Annotated in this window: 15 protein-coding genes; 4 read left to right on the top strand and 11 right to left on the bottom strand. The window is 74.5% G+C overall.

All coding sequences use genetic code 11. The annotated features are described in order from the left end of the window. Window positions 1–92 precede the first annotated feature (92 nt). The 8 genes from MM440_RS10995 to MM440_RS10960 all read right to left on the bottom strand — a co-directional run bounded on the left by MM440_RS10995 (window position 93) and on the right by MM440_RS10960 (window position 9,369). Window positions 93–1,862: an LpqB family beta-propeller domain-containing protein gene (locus MM440_RS10995; protein ID WP_241444342.1), complete on the bottom strand. Its 1,770-nt coding sequence runs from the start codon at window positions 1,860–1,862 to the stop codon at window positions 93–95. Further along, window positions 1,859–3,682: an MtrAB system histidine kinase MtrB gene (mtrB, locus tag MM440_RS10990; protein ID WP_241444341.1), complete on the bottom strand. Its 1,824-nt coding sequence runs from the start codon at window positions 3,680–3,682 to the stop codon at window positions 1,859–1,861. The genes MM440_RS10995 and mtrB overlap by 4 nt, the downstream gene beginning before the upstream one ends. Before the next feature lie 4 nt (window positions 3,683–3,686). Then, a complete protein-coding gene (gene mtrA / locus MM440_RS10985) occupies window positions 3,687–4,364 on the bottom strand; it encodes an MtrAB system response regulator MtrA (RefSeq protein ID WP_284283595.1) in 678 nt (225 codons plus the stop codon). 120 nt (window positions 4,365–4,484) lie between these two features. Further along, on the bottom strand, window positions 4,485–5,960 hold the full coding sequence (gene ahcY, locus MM440_RS10980; protein WP_241444340.1) for an adenosylhomocysteinase: 1,476 nt from the start codon (window positions 5,958–5,960) through the stop codon (window positions 4,485–4,487). A 61-nt stretch (window positions 5,961–6,021) separates the two neighbouring features. After that, the gene (locus tag MM440_RS10975; protein ID WP_241444339.1) at window positions 6,022–7,188 is read right to left on the bottom strand and encodes an SIS domain-containing protein; all 1,167 of its coding nucleotides are present in this window, start codon (window positions 7,186–7,188) and stop codon (window positions 6,022–6,024) included. A 3-nt stretch (window positions 7,189–7,191) separates the two neighbouring features. Beyond that, entirely contained in the window at window positions 7,192–7,416 is a 225-nt protein-coding gene (locus MM440_RS10970; RefSeq protein WP_241444338.1) for a Trm112 family protein, read from the bottom strand. Beyond that, a complete protein-coding gene (locus tag MM440_RS10965) occupies window positions 7,413–8,891 on the bottom strand; it encodes a phosphomannomutase/phosphoglucomutase (protein WP_241444337.1) in 1,479 nt (492 codons plus the stop codon). Before MM440_RS10965 ends, MM440_RS10970 begins: the two co-directional genes overlap by 4 nt. Window position 8,892: 1 nt before the next feature. Beyond that, complete coding sequence (locus tag MM440_RS10960; RefSeq protein WP_241444336.1) at window positions 8,893–9,369, bottom strand: DUF3499 domain-containing protein; 477 nt, start codon at window positions 9,367–9,369, stop codon at window positions 8,893–8,895. Window positions 9,370–9,458: 89 nt separating this feature from the next. On the opposite strand from MM440_RS10960, the gene MM440_RS10955 reads away from it, so the two are divergent. After that, on the top strand, window positions 9,459–9,941 hold the full coding sequence (locus tag MM440_RS10955) for a metallopeptidase family protein (RefSeq protein WP_241444335.1): 483 nt from the start codon (window positions 9,459–9,461) through the stop codon (window positions 9,939–9,941). Window positions 9,942–9,945: 4 nt separating this feature from the next. Here MM440_RS10955 and MM440_RS10950 read toward each other — a convergent pair whose 3' ends face one another. From MM440_RS10950 to MM440_RS10940, 3 genes are read right to left on the bottom strand one after another with little or no spacing between them, the layout of a single operon-like run. Further along, window positions 9,946–11,463 carry a DUF5719 family protein gene (locus tag MM440_RS10950; protein WP_241444334.1) on the bottom strand — a complete coding sequence of 506 codons (1,518 nt, stop codon included), beginning with the start codon at window positions 11,461–11,463 and terminating at the stop codon, window positions 9,946–9,948. Then, on the bottom strand, window positions 11,460–14,957 hold the full coding sequence (locus MM440_RS10945) for a glycosyltransferase (RefSeq protein ID WP_241444333.1): 3,498 nt from the start codon (window positions 14,955–14,957) through the stop codon (window positions 11,460–11,462). The genes MM440_RS10950 and MM440_RS10945 overlap by 4 nt, the downstream gene beginning before the upstream one ends. 5 nt (window positions 14,958–14,962) lie before the next feature. After that, complete coding sequence (locus MM440_RS10940) at window positions 14,963–15,229, bottom strand: WhiB family transcriptional regulator (protein WP_241444332.1); 267 nt, start codon at window positions 15,227–15,229, stop codon at window positions 14,963–14,965. 338 nt (window positions 15,230–15,567) lie between these two features. Here MM440_RS10940 and cofD point away from each other — a divergent pair, with 338 nt between their 5' ends. The 3 genes from cofD to MM440_RS10925 all read left to right on the top strand — a co-directional run bounded on the left by cofD (window position 15,568) and on the right by MM440_RS10925 (window position 18,681). After that, window positions 15,568–16,689: a 2-phospho-L-lactate transferase gene (gene cofD, locus MM440_RS10935; protein ID WP_241444331.1), complete on the top strand. Its 1,122-nt coding sequence runs from the start codon at window positions 15,568–15,570 to the stop codon at window positions 16,687–16,689. Between the two features lie 9 nt (window positions 16,690–16,698). After that, window positions 16,699–17,967, top strand: coding sequence for a coenzyme F420-0:L-glutamate ligase (locus MM440_RS10930; RefSeq protein ID WP_241444330.1), 1,269 nt, complete (start codon window positions 16,699–16,701; stop codon window positions 17,965–17,967). A gap of 87 nt (window positions 17,968–18,054) precedes the next feature. Further along, window positions 18,055–18,681 (top strand): AMIN-like domain-containing (lipo)protein, encoded by a 627-nt coding sequence (locus MM440_RS10925; protein WP_241444329.1) that lies wholly within the window; start codon window positions 18,055–18,057, stop codon window positions 18,679–18,681. Window positions 18,682–18,692 lie beyond the last annotated feature (11 nt).

Raw genomic sequence — 18,692 nt, 5'->3', positions numbered from 1 at the left:
CGGGGCCGGCGTCACCCGCGAGGTGCGTCCTGTGGACGGCGCCGGGGTCGCATAGCTCCGAAACCCCCCAACGCGTCGCTCAGCGCCCTCGTTCAGCGGCCCGGCACGGCCAGGTCGGTGCCGCTGCCCTGGCGCAGGAACCCGTTGCCGGCCCGCACGAGCACCTCGTGCCGGTCCGTGACGACCGCGATCGAGCGCGGGCCACCGAAGGACATGATGGCCTGTCCCCCGGCCACCTGTCCGAGGTCCTGGGACGGCCCGCTCAACGGCACGAGCACCACGCGCACCGGTTGCCCCTTCCCCACCCGGCCGAGCACACCGAGCGTCTGGTCATCGACCCAGACCAGGTCGGTCACCGAGGTCACCCGAGCACCGATCTGCAAGGTGGAGCCGGCGGTCGCCGCCGACAGCGCCACGGGGGCACCGGCCGCGTTGCGGTTGACCCCCACCACGTCGATCCGTGAGGTCTCGGTCTTCGGGTCGACCGACACGACGGCGATGCGCAGGCCGTCCGCGGCGAGCTTCAAGCTGGTCACCGTGCGGCCCTCGAGCCAGGCCACGTTGAGGGCGGTCGGCAGGGCCGGTGCGGTGGTGGTGGTGGGCTGCACGAACAGGCGCGTGCCCGCAGCGGTGCGCCCGGCCACCCACAGATAGCCGTTGCGGTCGTAGACCGGCCGGGACAGCTCGGTGGCGAAGTGCGGCAGCCGCAGCTGGCGGCCACCCCGCCACCGGCTGAGCTCCTTGAGGTCACCGCCGACCGCGGCCAGCTCGCTGCGGTCGGCCGCCGCGGCGAGCATGAACCAGTGGTTGTCGATCTGGCGGACCGGTGGCGTCGGGGCGTCCCGGCTCGCGGGGTCCGCGGGCACGGCGAGCGAGGCAGGGTCTACGGCCTGGACGGCGGTGCCGGAGCGCAGGAAGGCGACGCTCGCGTCCAGCGCCACACCGGTGTAGCCCAGGTCCCCGACCGTGAGCGGACGGTCCGGCAGGCCCGCGATGGACAGCTTCTTGCCGGCGACCTCGAGCTGGACGGCCGTGACCGTGCGCAGCTGGGTGAGCGTCTGCGCGAACTGCGCCCACATGGCGCGGCGCTGGCGTTCGTCCGTGCTGCTGGCCCGCTCGCTCAGCGTCACCGTCGCGACGCCGTTGTCCTCGGTGACCGAGCCGACGAGCGTCGTGAACTCCGGGATGCCGGTGCCGACGGCCCCTTGCAGGTAGCTCGGCGGTGGCGCGAGCTGGGCCCGGGCGAGGCGGGTGGCGAGCCCGGAGCCCTTGAGCAGGTAGCGATTGTCGGACACGAGGATCGGGGCCCGCGCGGAGACGTAGGTCGTCGGGAAGCTGTCGTAGCGCGCGAAGTCCGCAGCGCTCAGCAGCACCGAGGCGTCCGGCAGACCCGAGGCGATCCGCCACTGCCCCGAGACCTGCTCCAGCCCGAGGCGCAGCGAGCGGGTCGAGCCGGCGGGCAGCTCCTGGTAGTGCCCGTCGGAGTCCATCCGCCCGACCACGTGCGCGACGACGGCCACCTCGCGGGGCCCGATCAACCTGACACTGACGTTCTCGGTGCTGCCGTAGACATAGGCGGACCCGTCGGGCGCCCACTTCTGCTCGGCTGCCGGGGCGAGGAAGGAGCGCGGCACCGCGACGTCGTCGGACACCGCGATGCCGGCGCGCAGGAACCCCCAGACGATGTCGACCGGTTTGGCTCCCGTGACCGGCCCGGCGGGCACCTCGCGCACGGACTCCTCGTCCGGCCCGTCGACGACCAGGCCGGGCTGCACGGTGCTGTGCTCCGGCAGGCCGGTGCACCCGCCGAGCAGCAGCCCCAGCACGAGCACCAGCGCGGTCGCCGGCATCCGCCAGGTCATGGCTCGTCCGTCGCATGGGAGCTGCCGGGCGGGTTCAGCGTGAGGCCGTGCGGCACGTAGTCGGGCACCTCGCCGTGCAGCACGAACGACTGCGCCGTCTCGGTGAGCGGGCCCACCGGCAGCACGCCCGGGATCTGCTCCGGCTCGGGCTCGCGGGCCGGCGGCGCCTCGATGGCCAGCAGCCCGTCCGGGCGCATCCGCAGCGGCGACTCGGTGATCTTGCCGGTCGTGGTGCGCGGCAGGGTGAGCCGGAAGGTCGACCCCTTCCCGGGCTGCCCCCAGGCCTCGAGCCAGCCGTGGTGCAGGTGCGCGTCCTCGAGCGCGATGGCGAGCCCGAGACCGGTGCCGCCGGTGGTGCGCGCCCGCGCCGGGTCGGCGCGCCAGAACCGGGTGAAGACCTTGGCGGCCTCGCCGGGGTGCAGCCCGACACCCTGATCACGGACCGCCACCGCGGCCGCCTGGGCGGTGCCCGCCACCTCGACCGTGACCGGCTTGCCCTCGCTGTGCTCGATGGCGTTGACGACGAGGTTGCGCAGGATGCGGCTGATCCGTCGGCTGTCCATCTCGACCACCACCGGCTCGGCCGGGGCGACGACCCGCACCTGGGTGTCCTTGTGCCGGGCGAGCGGCTCCGCGTCGTCGACCACCTGGTTGACGACGTCGCGCAGGTCGACCGGCTCGGCGGCGAGCTGGGCGGCTCCGGCGTCGAACCGGCTGATCTCGAGCAGGTCGGCCAGCAGCGTCTCGAACCGGTTGAGCTCGTTGTTGAGCAGCTCGGCCGAGCGGGCCGTGTGCCGGGGGAAGTCCGCCCGCGAGTCGTAGAGCAGGTCGGCCGCCATCCGCACGGTCGTCAGCGGGGTGCGCAGCTCGTGCGAGACGTCCGAGACGAACTGCTGCTGCAGCGTCGAGAGGGTCTTCAGCTGGCCGATCTGGGCCTGCAGGCTGGCCGCCATCCGGTTGAACGACCGGCCGAGCGAGGCCAGGTCGTCGGTGCCGCGGACGGCCATCCGCTGGTCCAGCTGGCCCGAGGCCAGCCGCTCGGCGACCTGCGCCGCGCGCCGCACCGGCTCGACGACCTGGCGGGTGACGACGAACGCGATGCCCGCGAGCAGCAGGACGAGGAAGATCGCCGCGGACGCTAGCGAGCGCACGACCACCCGCAGGGCACCGGTCTCGGCGCTCATCGGATAGACGAAGTAGAGCTCCATCGGGCCGGCGTTGGGGGGCAGCTGCAGCACCTGGCCGACGATGACGGCCGGCACGGTGTCCTCCCCCTCGGGCACCGGGGCGATCTGCACCTGCTGGCGCGAGCGGTCGGCCATCACCGCGCGCCGCAGCTCGGTCGGGACCACCTCCAGCCCGATCGTGCTGCTGGAGGTGGTGGTCGAGATGACCTGCCGGTTGTTGCCGAGCGCCGGGGTGATGATCAGCTCCCGGGTGTGGTCGGGAGCTCGTTGGTTCTCGGCGACGTCGAGGGTGGCCTGGCGCAGGCTGGTCTGGTCGGTCTTGTCGATGACGTCGAACACGCGCTGGGCGATCTTGCCCTGGGTCTCGGCGTCGCGCTGGGCCGAGACCTGCTTGTCGTTCAGCAGCCCGTCGGCGATCCGACCGTAGGTGTAGTTGCCCACGACGAGGAGCACGACGGAGCCGAGCACCACGATCGAGAGCGCGACCCGCAGGCCGAGGGAGCGCTGCCACAGCGCCCAGGCCCGCTCGGAGGCGTCCTCGAAGGCCGGGCCCAGCCGGTGCTGCGCCGCGCGCGCGGTCCGCGCCGCTGCCGCACGCAGCGTCGCCAGGTCCTGACGCAGCGTGCGTGCCACCGGGTCAGCCCGTGCCGGCCTTGTAGCCGACGCCGCGCACCGTCACGACGATCTCGGGGTGCTCGGGGTCGTGCTCGATCTTGGAGCGCAGCCGCTGGACGTGGACGTTGACCAGGCGGGTGTCACCGGCGTGCCGATAGCCCCAGACCTGCTCGAGCAGCACCTCACGGGTGAAGACCTGCCACGGCTTGCGGGCCAGCGCGACGAGCAGGTCGAACTCCAGCGGCGTGAGGTTGAGGACCTCCTCGCCGCGGCGGACCGTGTGACCGGCCACGTCGATGGCCAGGTCACCGATCGACAGCGGCACCTGGTCGGCCTCCTCGCCGCGCCGCAGCCGGACCTTCATCCGGGCGAGCAGCTCGGCGGGCTTGAACGGCTTGACGATGTAGTCGTCGGCACCCGACTCCAGGCCGACCACCACGTCGGTGGTGTCGGTGCGCGCCGACAGCATGACGATCGGCACGCCGGACTCGGCGCGCAGCCGGCGGCAGACCTCGATGCCGTCCATGCCGGGCAGCATGACGTCGAGCAGGACGAGGTCGGGCTTGGTGTCGCGGAAGGCGGGCACCGCGGCCGTGCCGGTGGCGACGTGGGTGACGTCGTAGCCCTCGGCGGACAGCACGATGCCGAGCATCTCGGCGAGAGCGAGGTCGTCGTCGACGACCAGGATCCGGCTCTTCACGCAGCTAGCCTCCTCCGTTGCGGTGACCACATCGTGACACACCCCGTGGCCGCCGTAACGGAATGGTCACGGCGGCGCGCCGACCTGCGGCCCGATCGGGGTCAGGAGCGATCAGCAGGGTCAGTAGCGATAGTGCTCCGGCTTGTAGGGGCCGGCGACGTCCACGCCGAGGTACTCGGCCTGGGCCTTGCTGAGCTCGGTGAGGCCGACCCCCAGGGCATCCAGGTGCAGCCGGGCGACCATCTCGTCCAGGTGCTTGGGCAGCACGTAGACCTGGGTGGTGTAGTCGTCCTGCTTGGTGAACAGCTCGATCTGGGCGATCGTCTGGTTGGCGAACGAGTTGCTCATGACGAAGCTCGGGTGGCCCGTCGCGTTGCCCAGGTTGAGCAGCCGGCCCTCGGACAGCACGATGATCGACCGCTCGGGCTGGTCGTCGGTCGCCGGCAGCGTCCACTCGTGCACCTGGGGCTTGATCTCGGTCTTGGTGACGCCGGGCACGCGGGCGAGGCCGGCCATGTCGATCTCGTTGTCGAAGTGCCCGATGTTGCCGACGATCGCCTTGTTCTTCATCGCGAGCATGTGGTCGGCGCGGATCACGTCGAAGCAGCCGGTGGCTGTGACGAAGATGTCGCCCTGGCCGACCACGTCGTCCAGCGTCGCGACCTGGTAGCCGTCCATCGCCGCCTGCAGGGCGCAGATCGGGTCGACCTCGGTGACGATGACCCGCGCACCCTGGCCGCGCAGCGACTCGGCGCAGCCCTTGCCCACGTCGCCGTAGCCGCAGACGACGGCGACCTTGCCGCCGATGAGCACGTCGGTCGCGCGGTTGATGCCGTCGATCAGGCTGTGCCGGCAGCCGTACTTGTTGTCGAACTTGGACTTGGTGACGCTGTCGTTGACGTTGATCGCCGGGAACAGCAGCTCACCGGCCCGGGCCAGCTCGTAGAGCCGGTGCACGCCGGTCGTCGTCTCCTCGGTGACGCCGAGGATGTGCTCGCTGACCCGGGTCCACTTCGTCGGGTCCTGCGCGAGGGTGCGTCGCACCAGCGCCTTGAAGACGCCCACCTCGACGCTGTCGTCGTCATCGGTCGGGGGCACGACACCCGCCTGCTCCCAGGCCCGGCCGTTGTGGACCAGCATCGTGGCGTCGCCGCCGTCGTCCAAGATCATGTTGGCGTAGACCGGCTCGCCCGCCTCGTCCTCGCCCCAGGTGAGGATCTGCTCGGTGCAGTCCCAGTACTCCTCCAAGGTCTCGCCCTTCCAGGCGAAGACCGGGACACCCTGGGGGTCCTCGACGGTGCCGTGCGGGCCGACGACGACCGCCGCGGCGGCCTCGTCCTGGGTCGAGAAGATGTTGCAGCTGGCCCAGCGGACGGTGGCGCCGAGGGCGACCAGGGTCTCGATCAGGACCGCCGTCTGCACGGTCATGTGCAGCGAGCCCGCGATGCGAGCGCCGGCCAGCGGCTTGCTCTCGCCATACATCTCGCGCAGGGCCATCAGGCCGGGCATCTCGTGCTCGGCGAGGCGGATCTGGTGGCGGCCGGCGGCGGCCAGCGAGAGGTCGCGGACGTTGTGGTCGAAAGGCTGCGATGGCATGGCCGCAGCCTAGCCGAGCCCACCGACACACCCCCACCGCCGGTCGGGCCGCGCTCAGGCGTCAGTCGCGCAGGTGGGCGACGGTCGGGGCCTGGTCGGGGTCGTAGCCGAGCCCGATGGCGCCGTAGGTGGTGGCGAAGTCGAGCAGCGAGACGAGCGACGCCAGCCGCTCGAGCGGCTCGACCCCCTCGGCCTCGACGACCCGCACCCGGACGCCGCAGCGGCGCGCCTCGGCCTCCACCCGTTCGGCCAGCCGCACGGCCTCGGGGTCGGGGCGCGGCACGGCGTCGCGCAGCAGGGTCAGGCCGAGCGGGGTGCTCGCCGGCCCGTCGAGGAAGGGGTCGGCAAAGATGTCGTCGCCGCGCCGGCGCGCACCCGAGCCCTCGAGGCCCTCCCCCGCGATCGCCGTCGAGGGACCGCCGAAGGTCGCGACGATGGCCGAGGCGGCGTCCGGCAGCATGCCGTGCGTCGCCGGGATCCGGGTGGTCCGCATCATCATGCCGGCCCCACGCTGCGCGGCCGCACCGGTCAGGCGGCCGTCGCCGAGGAAGACCGGCACCGTCTCGACCAGGTCCGCCGCCAGCACCTTGGCGGGGTTGATGAAGGACTCCGAGCTCGGTCTACAGGCCTCGGCGACGACGTCGAGGCGCGCGGCGACCTCGTGCAGCACGCCGTCACCGGCGTCCAGCATGTCCATCCGGTCCGCCGCCATGAGCACCGGGGTGAGCAGCGACCAGAGGCTGGTGCGGGTCGAGACCCGTCCCCTCCCGGTGTCGACGTGGATGCCGCGGTAGCGGGCGCTGACGTCCGCCAGCGGGGACCCGGCCGCACCGACGGTGAGCAGCAGCGCACCCCGGCGGCCGGCAGCCTCGGCGAGACGCACCGGGCCAGGAGCGTTGCCGGACAACGAGATCGCCACGACGACGTCCATCGGGCCGACCCAGCCGGGCAACGGTCCGCCGCGCCGGGCGGCCACGGCGACGGCGGACGCGGGGTCGGTCAGCGCGTCGAGGGCGGCGGGCACGATCGCGGACGAGCCGAGCGCCGCGAGCAGCACCGACCGGGGGCGCTCCTCACCCGCGAGCCGGTCGATGCCGGCCTCGGTGGTGCGGGCGATGGCCTCGCGGACCTGCGCGCCGGCGGTAGCGAGCGCCCGCAGGTGGCCGAGGGAGTCCCGCGCGGCGAGCTCGTCCGGGTCGTCGAGGATCCGCTCGTCCAGCGAGGCCACGGGTCAGCCCTGCTCCGGGCCGGCGCCGAGCGCCTCGATCTCCTCGGCGGTGAGCTCGCGCGCCTCGTCCTGGAGCAGGACGGGGATGCCGTCGACGACCGGGTAGGCGATGCCGAGCGCGGGGCAGGCCAGCTCGGGACCCTCCGGGCCATCGTGGTCGATCAGCCGGTGCTGGCCTCCGGGCGAGCGCAGGATCGCACGCAGCCAAGGCTCGATGGTGGCGGTCATGCGGCACCTTCCTGGATCAGGGCGAGCAGCTCGTCGCGCACCCGGGTCATCGTGGCCGCGTCCGCGGCCTCGACGTTGAGCCGCAGCAGCGGCTCGGTGTTGCTGCCGCGCACATTGAACCACCACAGCGGTCCGTCGTCACCCGGCTCGTGGGTCGCGGTCAGGCCGTCCAGCTCGTCGATCGCGAGCCCCCGCTGCTCGGCGAACGCGCGCACCCGAGCCAGGGTGTCGGCCTGCGAGGCGACCCGCGTGTTGAGCTCGCCGGAGGCGACGTAGCGGTCGAACTCGGCAACCAGCTCGGACAGCGGTCCCTCCTGCTCACCGAGCGCCGCGAGCACGTGCAGGGCCGCCAGCATCCCGGTGTCGGCGAACCAGAAGTCGCGGAAGTAGTAGTGCGCCGAGTGCTCGCCGCCGAACAACGCGTCGTGCTCGGCCATCTCGGCCTTGATGAACGAGTGCCCCACCCGGGTGCGCACGCCCCGAGCGCCGGCCTCCGCGATCACCTCGGGGACCGCGCGCGACGAGATGACGTTGTAGACCACGGCGAGCCTCCCGGGGTCGGCACCGCTCGCGCGGGCCCTGGCGATCTCGCGGGTGGTGACCAGGCCGGTGATCGCCGACGGGCTGACGGCCCGCCCCTGCTCGTCGACGACGAAGCACCGGTCGGCGTCGCCGTCGAACGCCAGCCCGAGGTCGGCGCCGTGCTCGCGGACCGCCGCCTGCAGGTCGACCAGGTTGGCCGGCTCGAGCGGGTTGGCCTCGTGGTTGGGGAAGGTGCCGTCGAGCTCGAAGTACAGCGGGATCACCTCGAGCGGCAGCGCGGCCAGGCCGGCCGCGTCCTGCAGCACCGCGGGCACGGTCAGACCGGCCATGCCGTTGCCGGCGTCGACGACCACCCGCAGGGGTGCCCGGCGCTGCGGCGCCGTGAGGTCGACGAGCGTGCGCAGGTGCTCGGCGTAGCCGCCCAGCTCGTCCGCCGCCACGATCGTCCCCGTCGAGCCGTCGGGCTCGTTGTCCTCACCACCGTCCAGCCCACTGTCCAGACCACCGTCCAGCAGCGCCTGGGCCCGGCGCCGGATCTCGTCCAGGCCGGTGTCCTGACCGATGGGGCGAGCACCGGCGCGGCACAGCTTGATGCCGTTGTAGGTCGCGGGGTTGTGGCTGGCCGTGAACATCGCGCCCGGCACGTCCCGGACGCCCGACGCGTAGTAGAGACCGTCCGTCGAGCACAGCCCGATCAGCCGGACGTCGACCCCGTGCTCGGCCACGCCGTCGGCGAACGCACGCGCCAGCTCCGGCGAGGAGGGGCGCATATCCTCCCCCACCACCACCTCGCGGGCGCCCTCGGGCACCACCACGACCGTGGCGAACGCGCTCCCGAGGGCGCGCGCAACCTGGGGGTTCAGCTGGTCGGGCACCAGCCCGCGGACGTCGTAGGCCTTGACGAAGGTCGCCAGGTCGATGGGCTCGGGCACGTCACTCGTCCCGCAGGACGCGCAGATGACCTCGTCGCCCGATCTCGACGGCCGCCACCTCGCTGACGGAGCGGGGCTGTCCCAGCCCGGCGCGCTCGGCCGCGGCCGATCGCTCGACCCGACGCGCGGGCCCACCCGGCTGACCCGCTTGGCCTGGCTGAGCCGCTTGACCCTGCTGACCCGCCTCGGCCACCACCGTGCGCGCCGACGGCTCGGCCGGCGTGCGGACGGCGTCCGCGAGCGCGAGCAGGTCGTCGGTGAGGGGCGGCTCGGTGAAGTCCGACGTCAGCCGCACGACCTCCCAGTTGCGCGGCGGCGTCATCCGCCGGGCGTGGTCGGCGCACAGGTCGTAGGTGTGGGGCTCGGCCTGGGTCGACAGCGGCCCCAGCACGATCGTCGAGTCGGCGTAGACATAGGTGAGGGTGCTGACGGCCGGCCGCCCGCAGGGGGTCTTGGAGCACAGGCGCTGGACGGTCACGTTCGCACCTTATCCGCTATCTCCGGGCCGGGACGCGCACGCCGGGCCCGTGGCGACGCACCGACGCGGGCGAGACGTAGGCTGACCTGGTGAGTCGTCGAGAGCGCCGTCCCGAGCGCCCCGCTGCCCTGCAGCGGCCGCGTCCCGTGCGCCGGGACCGCCACGGTCGCGGGGTGCGCGGCCCGCTGGCCTGGCCCGCGGTGCCGGCGATGCGGACCCGCTCGGAGCGCTTCGACGACCTGGTCCTCGACGCCGTGGAGCGGATCGAGCCGCGCGCCGGGGCGATCCTCGACGAGATCGACGTGGTCGTCGAGACGACGCCGGCCGTGTCGCCCGCCCTGTCGACCGCAGACCTGACGCCCGAGATCCCGTTGGGCGAGGTCATCGCGGCCAGCGGGCGGTCGCGGACGCGCGTGGTGCTCTACCGGCGTCCGATCGAGGTGCGCGCCGCGGACGACCGCGAGCTCGCCGTCCTGGTCTCGTCTGTGCTCGTGGAGCAGATGGCCAGCCTGCTGTCGGTCGACCCGCACGACCTGGACCCGGGCTACGACGACGGGCTCGACGACCTCTGAGCCGTCACGGGTGCAGCGGCTCCACCACGGGCGGGGTCTCCTGCTGGGGCCGCGACTCCAGCGGCAGCGCGGCCACCAGCTCGGCGTCCCCGCTGGCCTGGGTCACCACCACCGCGGCGTAGAGCGCCCCCGACCCGGGCGTGACCCACACGGCCGTCGCGCCGGTCAGGTCGACGCTGGTCGAGGAGCCCGCGCTCACCCGCACCGGCTGCGGCGAGATCGCGCCCTGGGCGTCGACGAGCGACACGGTGGCGGTCTGCGCCGCCGCAGGGGCCGAGAGCACGAGCCGCGCCCCGGACCCCGCAGGCACCGCGCTGCCGGCCGGGGGCGCCACCTGCAGGGGCAGCCCGGCCGGGCCGGTGAGCGCGGGGGTCGCGGGCACCCAGGCGAAGTCCTGCACCCCGCCCGTCGCATCACCGCGGGTGACCAGAGCCGACGCGACCACGGGCGCCGAGGACGTGATGCTCAGCCCGAGCGCACCGGAGGCGTCGGGCAGCTCGACCTCCTTGACGCCGCCCGCCTTGATGGTGGCGGTGGCCGCCGCGGGCACCTGCTGCCCCGGCAGCCCGAGCGAGCGGATGGTGACCGTGGCGCCGACCTGGCCGGGGACGGCCACCCGCACCGAGAGGTGGTCCTGGTTGCCGCGCAGGGTGACTCCTGGCACGACCTGGGCGGTGGCTGGGCCGGCGGTCGCGACCGTGTCGTCCTCGCCGCGCGGCACGATGCCGTCCAGCCAGGAGTCGTGCAGCTGGGCGTGCACGACCCCGCCCGAGGCCTGGACGCGGAAGACGGGGGCGGTCTCGCCGTTGTCGAGGGCGTCCAGCAGGACGACCCGGCGCTCGTGCGCGCCGACGGCGATGCCGAGACCGTTGGGCGAGCTGATCGGCCCGCGCTCGCCGTAGGCCGTGACATCGACCGAGATCGCCGTCGGGTTCGGGTTGGTGAGGACGAGTCGCTCCTGGCGTCCGGGCTCCCCGCCGCCCCCGACGATCCAGCTGTCGGCGCGAGCCGTGCCGCACGGCGCGGCGGCGAGCCCTCGGCTGTCGGTGCCGGCGGCGAGCTGACGCTGCGCTCCGGTCAGCGTGGCCGCGGCCGACCCGGTCGCGGCGAGCTGCAGGGCGGTCGCGCCGGTGACGGCGGTGGCGACCGGCACGGCACCCGGCGCCAGCGGGGTGGGGGTCGAGCTGCCGAACGGCAGCGGTCGAGCGGTGAGTCCAGGCGTGCCGGGCCCCGCGGGGAGGATCCCCGCCAGGCCGGCCGGCGCCATCGCCGACAGCACGGAGACCGGGGGCGGAGCGGGTCGCCCGGCGTCCGAGATGCCGTCGACACCGCGCAGCGCCTGGCCACCGCACACCAGCACGCGGCTGGTCACGGGCACGGGCCGCGCCGTCTGGGCCGCGGCCTCCTGGGTCGGCGCGCCGGCGAGGATGACCCTGGTCTGCGGCCCGATCGTCGCGACGGTGACCGCCCCGGCGCCGACGGCGGCGACGAGTGCGGCGCGCAGCACGGCGGACCCCCTCATGCGATCCCCTCCCGCGCTGGGCCGGCCCCGGGCTGACGGCTCCGCGTGCCGAACGGCAGGGCGAGCAGCAGGAGCAGCCCGACCCAGGCGATCGTCGCCCACCACCACCAGGAGTGCGCCGCGAGCGACTCCACCTGCAGATGCTTGGCCCCTTGCGGCAGGACATAGCTCGGGTAGCCCGTCCCTGGGCTCGCGGCGATCGTCCGACCGTCCGCGCTCACCCGGACCGCGGCGCTCCAGCGCGGGTCCTGGGCGGCGACCAGGCGGGCGCCGGCCGTGGCGTCGGCCGCGTCCAGCTCGGTGTCGACCGTGAGCCCGGGTCCCGAGACCGGGACCATGGCCAGGGGCACCCCGGCGGGGTCGACCAGGCGCAGCCGTGAGCTCGGCACCGCCTCGCCGTGGGTCGGTGAGGTCCGGGGCAGCACCCGCCAGAGGTTGATCTCGCCCTCGCCCGCGGCCCGGGAGAGGCCGGCCGTGGTGTCCAGCCGGGTGATCACGGGGGCCTCGGTGGCGCTGGTGACTCCGACGAAGCCCACCCCGAGGTCGGCGAGAGCAGCGGCAGCGTCCGGGCCGGCCGTCGAGGCGCTCCCCGACGCGAGCGCGCGATCGAGCGCCTCGGTCTCGACCGCGGGCGGTGCCTCGCCGGTCGGCAGCTCGCGGGCCAGCGTGCCGGACGCGTCCGACCACAGCTCGTAGCCCAGTCGGCCACCCCGGACCTCCACCACGAGATAGCGGTTGGCGAGCGGCGAGCTCAGCTGGTCGCGGGCCGCCTGCGGCACCGCGTCCCCCGCGGTGGTGATCGTGGCCCCCATCGTGCGGTAGCCGAGGACCACCGCGAGCGCCAGGGCGCACAGAGTCAGGCCCGCGGCCGCGACACCGGTCGCGCCGACCCGCAGGCCGCGGCGCCAGCGCCCCTCGACGAGACCGCCGGAGCCGGAGCCGAGCACGACGAGCAGCGCCCCGAGCAGGCCGATGGCGGCGAGGTCGAGCGGCACGCCCGGCCAGGTGGTGAGATTCGCGAGCTTCCCCGTGTGGCCCGGCCTCGCGTCCAGGTAGGCCCGGCCGATCGTCACGCGCGGGGCGACGAGGGCCAGCACCAGGCCGGTGACGGTGAGCGCACCGAGCGTCCACAGGCCTGCCGAGACCCGCCCCCGGCGCACGAGGGCGAGCACGCCACCCGCGACGACCGGCACGGTCAGCAGCGGTAGCACCATTGGCAGCCAGCTGCCCACCGGTCCCGGCACGGGCGTGGAGTCGCTCCAGGTGTCAGGGTTCGAGGGCCACAGCAGGGCCAGCTGCCAGGGCAGCGCCGTCGCCGACGGGCCACCCCACTGGGTCAGGCCGGGCCCGGTGAGCAGAAGCGCCGGGGTGTGCCACCACCGCAGCAGGGCCGGCCCGAGGGCCGCCGCCGGGCCGAGCGCGAGCACGAGCCCGGCGAGCCGGGAGCGACCGGGGCCGCGGACGAGCAGGGCCAGCCCGGCGAGCGCGCCGAGGACCAGCAGCATCGGGGCGAACGCGCCCGCCACGGCCAGGGCCAGCGTGGTGGCGGCGACGACCGTCCACGACGCCTCGCCCGACATCGTCCGGACGACGCCGGCGACGACGAGCGGCAGCAGCACGTGCGGCGCGACGATGCCGACCCGGCCCTCGGCGAGGCCCTGGGTGAGGACCGGCAGCAGCGCCCAGAGCACCGCGACCAGGGCGCGGGGCCACGGGCGTGGGGTGAGGACCCGGCCGGCGAGGTAGGCGCTGAGCGCCGACGCCGGCATGGCCAGCAGCAGGGTCAGGCCGACGGCGACGCCGCTGGCCGAGCCGCCCGCCGCGCTCGGCAGCAGCCCCACCAGCCAGGAGCCGGCGGCCACGACCGGCGCCCACGCCGGCGCCTCCCCCGGGCGGCCGAGCCCCGAGGGGTCGAACGCCTGGCGCATCCACTGCAGCACGGTCCCGGCGTCGCTGTGCAGGCCGGCGAGCTCGCCCCCGGACACGCCGTGGGTGAACAGGTCGACCGGGTGCGCCAGCAGCAGCGGCCGCCAGGCGATCAGGGCCACGACCAGGGCGGCCAGGGTCGCGAGCACCCCCGGGTGACGGGCGGCGCTCCCCCCAGGCCCCACGAGGTCTACGGACTCCTCGGGGACGGGCCCGGGCTCGACCGGCTCGAGCAGCGGGTCGCGGTCGCGCCGGCCCAGCCCCGGCAGGTGCGGCAGGCCTTCGTAGAGCTCGTCCGCGACGGCCCGCAGCGCGGAGCCGCTCGAGACGAACAACGCGGCGACCGCCGCTCGACCACCCGGCACGGTGCCGTGACGTTCCCTCCACCGCGAGCGCAGCGAGCCGAGCGGGTGCACCAGCGCGCCGAGGTCGCCGACCTCCGCGAGGGCCGTGCGCGGCCGCTTGACCACGAGCATGCCGAGGGCGGTGGCGAGCGAGGCGAGCACGATCCAGACGGTGAGGAACGGTGCGGCCCACCAGGGCGCCCGGGTGAGCGCCACGAGCCGCGTCGCTCGTCGTTCGGCGCGATGCGCCCGGCGCGCCCGCTGGCGACGGGTGCGGTCCCACTCGCGCCGCTCCCGGGCGATGGCCCGCAGGCCGGCGCCGGAGTCGAGCAGCTCCCGGGTGCTGGCGCCCTGGTGCGGGCTGTCCGGCAGCCCGCGGACACCCGTCGCCCCGGCGCGATGATCGAGCGCCACCGCCTGCGGGACCACGACCACCTGATGCCCCGCGAGCCGGGCTCGCCAGCACAGGTCGAGGTCTGTGGCACCGGGCAGGGCCCGCTCCAGGCCGTGCAGCTCGCGCAGCACGTCGGCCCGCACGAGCGCGGCGCCGGTGCCGACGGCCAGCACCTCGGTGCGCCCGTCGTACTGCCCCTGGTCCAGCTCGCCGTGCTGCGGGGCACCGCCGCGCCGACCGGTCCGGCTCACCCGCTGGCCGACCTCGGCCAGCCGGGAGGGGTCGTCGGCCACGACGTACTTGGGGCCGAGGATCGCCGGTCGCACCGGCGAGGTGGCGGCGACCTCGAGCAGCTGCTCCAGCACGGTGGGTCTCGGCGCGCAGTCGTCCTGCAGCAGCCAGACCCAGGACTCCGCCTCGGGCGCCTGGTCCGCTGTGTCAGGGCGGCCCGGGCCATCCCCACCAACCGCGCCATCCCCGCCGACGGCGCCATCCCCGCCGACGGCGCCATCCGCGCCGGCCGTGAGCTCCGCGAGGCCGGCGGCCACCGCGTCGGCATAGCCGGCGGACCGGTCGAGGGAGCAGACGATGACATCGGTCGGGCCGCCGGCCCGGGCCTGCCGGAACTGGTCCACCAGCGCCGGCGAGTCGTCCAGGGAGCCGGTGTCGACGACGACGAGCCGGCGCACCGGCACGGTCTGGTCGGCGATCGCCGCCAGCGTGGCGGCAAGCCATCGGCCACCGTCGTGGACGACCAGGATCGCATCGACGGGCGAGGCCGCCGGCCCCTGCGTCAGGCGCGGTGGTGCGTGGACGGCGCCGGCAACCACGAGGCTCAGACGGCGCGCTTCTTGAGCTTGCGCCGCTCGCGCTCGGACAGACCGCCCCAGATGCCGAAGCGCTCGTCGTGGGCGAGGGCGTACTCCAGGCACTCGGCCCGGACCTCGCACCCGACGCAGACCTTCTTGGCCTCGCGGGTGGAGCCGCCCTTCTCGGGGAAGAATGCCTCCGGATCGGTCTGGGCGCACAGCGCCCGCTCCTGCCAGGACAGTTCGGTCTCGTCATCGCCGTCGATCAACGGAACCAGCTGAAGCTCGTGCACGTGCCCCTCCTCGACCAGGTCGTGAATGCGGTGTCGGCAGCTGATGCTTTCAGTTACCAGATGACTACGTTTTGTTAGCGAAACCGGCTCGGAACCCCGTGGCGAGGGCGAGCAACGATCAAATTACATGCGTGTCATACGTTGGTAGTCAAGCCCATCAGTGCTAGCAGCGGGGGGTTGTCCGCCGAAAAATTCGTGCTCCCGAGCGTGCACGGACCGTATCCACGGCGCCCCAACGGCCCATCCGCGCACGTCACGGCCGGGTGACGGCTGTCGCACAGGGTCAGGCAGGCCGCCGGACAAGTTACGCCGAAAGAGTGTATGAGAAGATGCCGCTCATGCCGTCCACGCCCGCCTCGCCGTCGACCCCGTCGCTGCCCGGTCGCTGTCCCACCCGCATCACCGCCCTCGCCGGCGGCATCGGCGGTGCCCGCTTCCTGCGCGGGTTGCGCGCCTACCTCGACCGGCTGGCCCCCTCGCTCGACGGCCCGGTCGAGCTCACCATCGTCGGAAACACCGGCGACGACATCTGGCTGCACGGTCTACGCGTCAGCCCGGACCTGGACACCCTGCTCTACACCCTCGGCGGGGGCGTCCACGAGGGCCAGGGCTGGGGCCGGGCCGACGAGACCTTCGCGGTGCAGACCGAGCTGCTGGCCTACGGCAGCGGGCCGGACTGGTTCGGGCTCGGCGACCGCGACTTCGCCACCCACATCATGCGCAGCCGGCTGCTCGCCCAGGGTGACACCCTCTCCCAGGTGACCGCGCGCCTGGCCGACCGCTGGGGGCTGCCGGAGCAGCACATCCGGCTGCTGCCGATGACCGACCAGCCGGTCGAGACGCACGTGATCGTCCCCGAGTCCGCCTTCCCCGACGCCGAGCAGGCTGACTCGGCCGCGACCGACGGCGAGCGGGCGATCCACTTCCAGGAGTGGTGGGTGCGCCACCAGGCGGCGCTGCCGGCGTCCCGCTTCGTGGTCGCCGGCCTGGACCGCGCGAGCGCCGCACCCGGCGTCCTCGACGCCATCCGCGGCGCGGACCTGGTCGTCCTGCCCCCGAGCAACCCGGTCGTGTCGATCGGCATCATCCTGCTGGTCCCCGGCGTGCGTGAGGCCCTGCGGGGCACCTCCGCCCCCGTGGTCGGCATCTCCCCGATCGTCGCGGGCCGACCGGTGCGCGGTCATGCCGACGCCTGCCTGGACGCCATCGGCGTCGAGACGAGCGCGGCCGCGGTGGCCGGGCTCTACGCCGACTTCCTGGACGGCTGGCTCGTCGCGGACTCCGACGACGACGCGGTCGACACGCTGCGCCGCACGCAGCCCGACCTCGTGGTCGAGGCCCACCCGCTGCTCATGTCCGGTCCCGACGCGACCGAGGCCATCGCCGCCGCAGCCGTAGACCTCGGCGTGCGGCTCGCGGAGCGCCGCCGGGACGCTGGGCCCGGCTCCGCCACCGCCTGACCCCGGCGCATGACTCCCGACAACCACCCGGGCGCCACCCACCCCGCCACCACCCACCCGGGCGCCACCCACCCGACCTCGATCAACCCGGTCACCATCAACCCGGTCACCATCCACCCGGTCAGCGGCCTCCCCGAGATCGACGAGGGCACCGACCTGGCGGCGGCGCTGCTCGGGGCGATCGCGCGCCCTCCGATCGGCGGTCTGGCGCCCGGCGACGTGCTCGTCGTGTCGAGCAAGGTGCTCTCCAAGGCCGCCGGCCTGCGCGCATCCCCCGCCCACGACAAGGCCGCCCTGGTCCTCGAGCAGTCCCACCGCGTGGTGGCCGAGCGAGCGACGCCTGGTGGCACCACCCGGGTCGTCGAGGCGCTGGCGGGCCCGGTCATGGCCGCCGCCGGGATCGACGCGTCCAACACCGGCGCGCGGGAGTCCTACCTGCTGCTGCCGGCCGACCCGGACGCCGCAGCCGCCCGGCTGCTCGCCGACCTGCGCCGCCTCGGCGCCCCGGTTCGGCTGGGCCTGCTCGTCTCCGACACGGCGGGCCGACCGTGGCGGGTGGGTCAGACCGACTTCGCGCTCGGGGCGGCCGGGCTGGCCGTGCTGGACGATCGCCGCGGTCAGGTGGACGCCGACGGGCGTCCGATCGCGGTCACCGCCCGCGCGGTGGCCGACGAGCTGGCTGCCGCCGCGGACCTGGTCAAGGGCAAGGCGTGGCAGGTGCCCGCCGCGGTGCTACGCGACCTCCCGGCCGAGGTCACGGACCCCTCACCGGGAGCGCCGGACCCTTGCGACCCGCCGCGGGTGAACCCCGTCCCCGGCGCCCGGTCGCTCGTCCGCACCGGACCGGGCGACTGGTTCGCCCTGGGTCACGTCGAAGCCGTCCGCGCCGCCCTCGGGGTCGCGCCTGGTAGCCCCGAGAGCGAGGCCGTGGGGCTGGTCCCGGTGCACGACGAGCCCGCCGAGGCACGCCTGACCCGGGTGGCCCGGTTGGCCACCCACGCCGTCCCCGGGGCGACCTGGGCGCTCGTCGAGGCGGCCCCGCCCACAGACTCGCCCGCAGACCCGCCCGCAGAGCCGACCGCCCGCCAGAGCGCCATCCAGGTCAGCGCGGACACCCCCCTCGATCTCGGCCGACTGCTCGCCCGCCTCGAGGTGGCAGCCTGGGCCGACCACCTGCACGCCTTGGCGGAGGTTGCACCGGACCAGCACTCGGCGCGGGTCGCCCTGCACCCGGTCCCCACCACTCACTCGGCGCAAGGATCTCGCGTTCGGCCATGATCAGTCGGCGCTGAGCTCTACTGTCGGCTCACCAGCACCGCCGCTGGCCCCAGCGGACCTCCGATGGCCTGGTCATGAGGGGAAACCATGTCCACCACGAGCCGTCGACTCACCCGCACACCCGCCACCTCTGGTGCCCTGACCTTCGCCCTCGGGCTGGCAGCGGTCGGGCTGATCGCCCCCGCGCCCTCCGCGCAGGCCACCGCAGCACCCTCCCGCACGACCACCGCAGCCCCGTCCCACGTCACCGCAGCAGCCCCGGCCCGCACCACCGCGCCAGCCGCCACCTGCCGGGTCTCCTGGGGCTCGCTGCCCAAGGCCGTGGGACTCAGCAACACCGCGGCGGTGACGCCGGTGGCCCAGCTGCGCACCGGCCACCACACCTGCTACGACCGGGTCGTCATCGAGCTCAAGGGCCGCCCCGGCAAGGTGGCCGCCGCCTACGGCGGCTCGACCGCCGCCGGCTGGGCCCTCGCGGTCGTGTCGACCACCCAGGTCGTCCCGCGCGGCGTGCCCGTCGGCGCATACTCCCCCACCGGCCTGCCGACCGTCCGCGGCCTCGTCAACGCCGGCTCGGTGAAGACCACCGGCGGCACCGGGAGCGTGAACGCGCTCGGCGCCCTGACCCGGGCCCGGCTGCCGTTCCGGGTGTTCCTGCTGGCCGGCCCGGGCGGCAACAGCCGCATCGTGGTCGACGTGGCGCACCGCTGGTAGCGCAGCGTTCA

The organism is Arsenicicoccus piscis (assembly GCF_022568835.1).
Classification (GTDB): domain Bacteria; phylum Actinomycetota; class Actinomycetes; order Actinomycetales; family Dermatophilaceae; genus Arsenicicoccus; species Arsenicicoccus piscis.
This window is presented reverse-complemented; position numbering and strand designations above follow the sequence as displayed.

What these genes read in the sequence shown, in the direction of transcription:
- MM440_RS10995 (WP_241444342.1), bottom strand. Translation starts at nt 1,862, where the DNA reads ATGACCTGGCGGATGCCGGCGACCGCGCTGGTGCTCGTGCTGGGGCTG.
- ahcY (WP_241444340.1), bottom strand. Translation starts at nt 5,960, where the DNA reads ATGCCATCGCAGCCTTTCGACCACAACGTCCGCGACCTCTCGCTGGCC.
- MM440_RS10970 (WP_241444338.1), bottom strand. Translation starts at nt 7,416, where the DNA reads ATGACCGCCACCATCGAGCCTTGGCTGCGTGCGATCCTGCGCTCGCCC.
- MM440_RS10950 (WP_241444334.1), bottom strand. Translation starts at nt 11,463, where the DNA reads ATGAGGGGGTCCGCCGTGCTGCGCGCCGCACTCGTCGCCGCCGTCGGC.
- cofD (WP_241444331.1), top strand. Translation starts at nt 15,568, where the DNA reads ATGCCGTCCACGCCCGCCTCGCCGTCGACCCCGTCGCTGCCCGGTCGC.
- MM440_RS10930 (WP_241444330.1), top strand. Translation starts at nt 16,699, where the DNA reads ATGACTCCCGACAACCACCCGGGCGCCACCCACCCCGCCACCACCCAC.
- MM440_RS10925 (WP_241444329.1), top strand. Translation starts at nt 18,055, where the DNA reads ATGTCCACCACGAGCCGTCGACTCACCCGCACACCCGCCACCTCTGGT.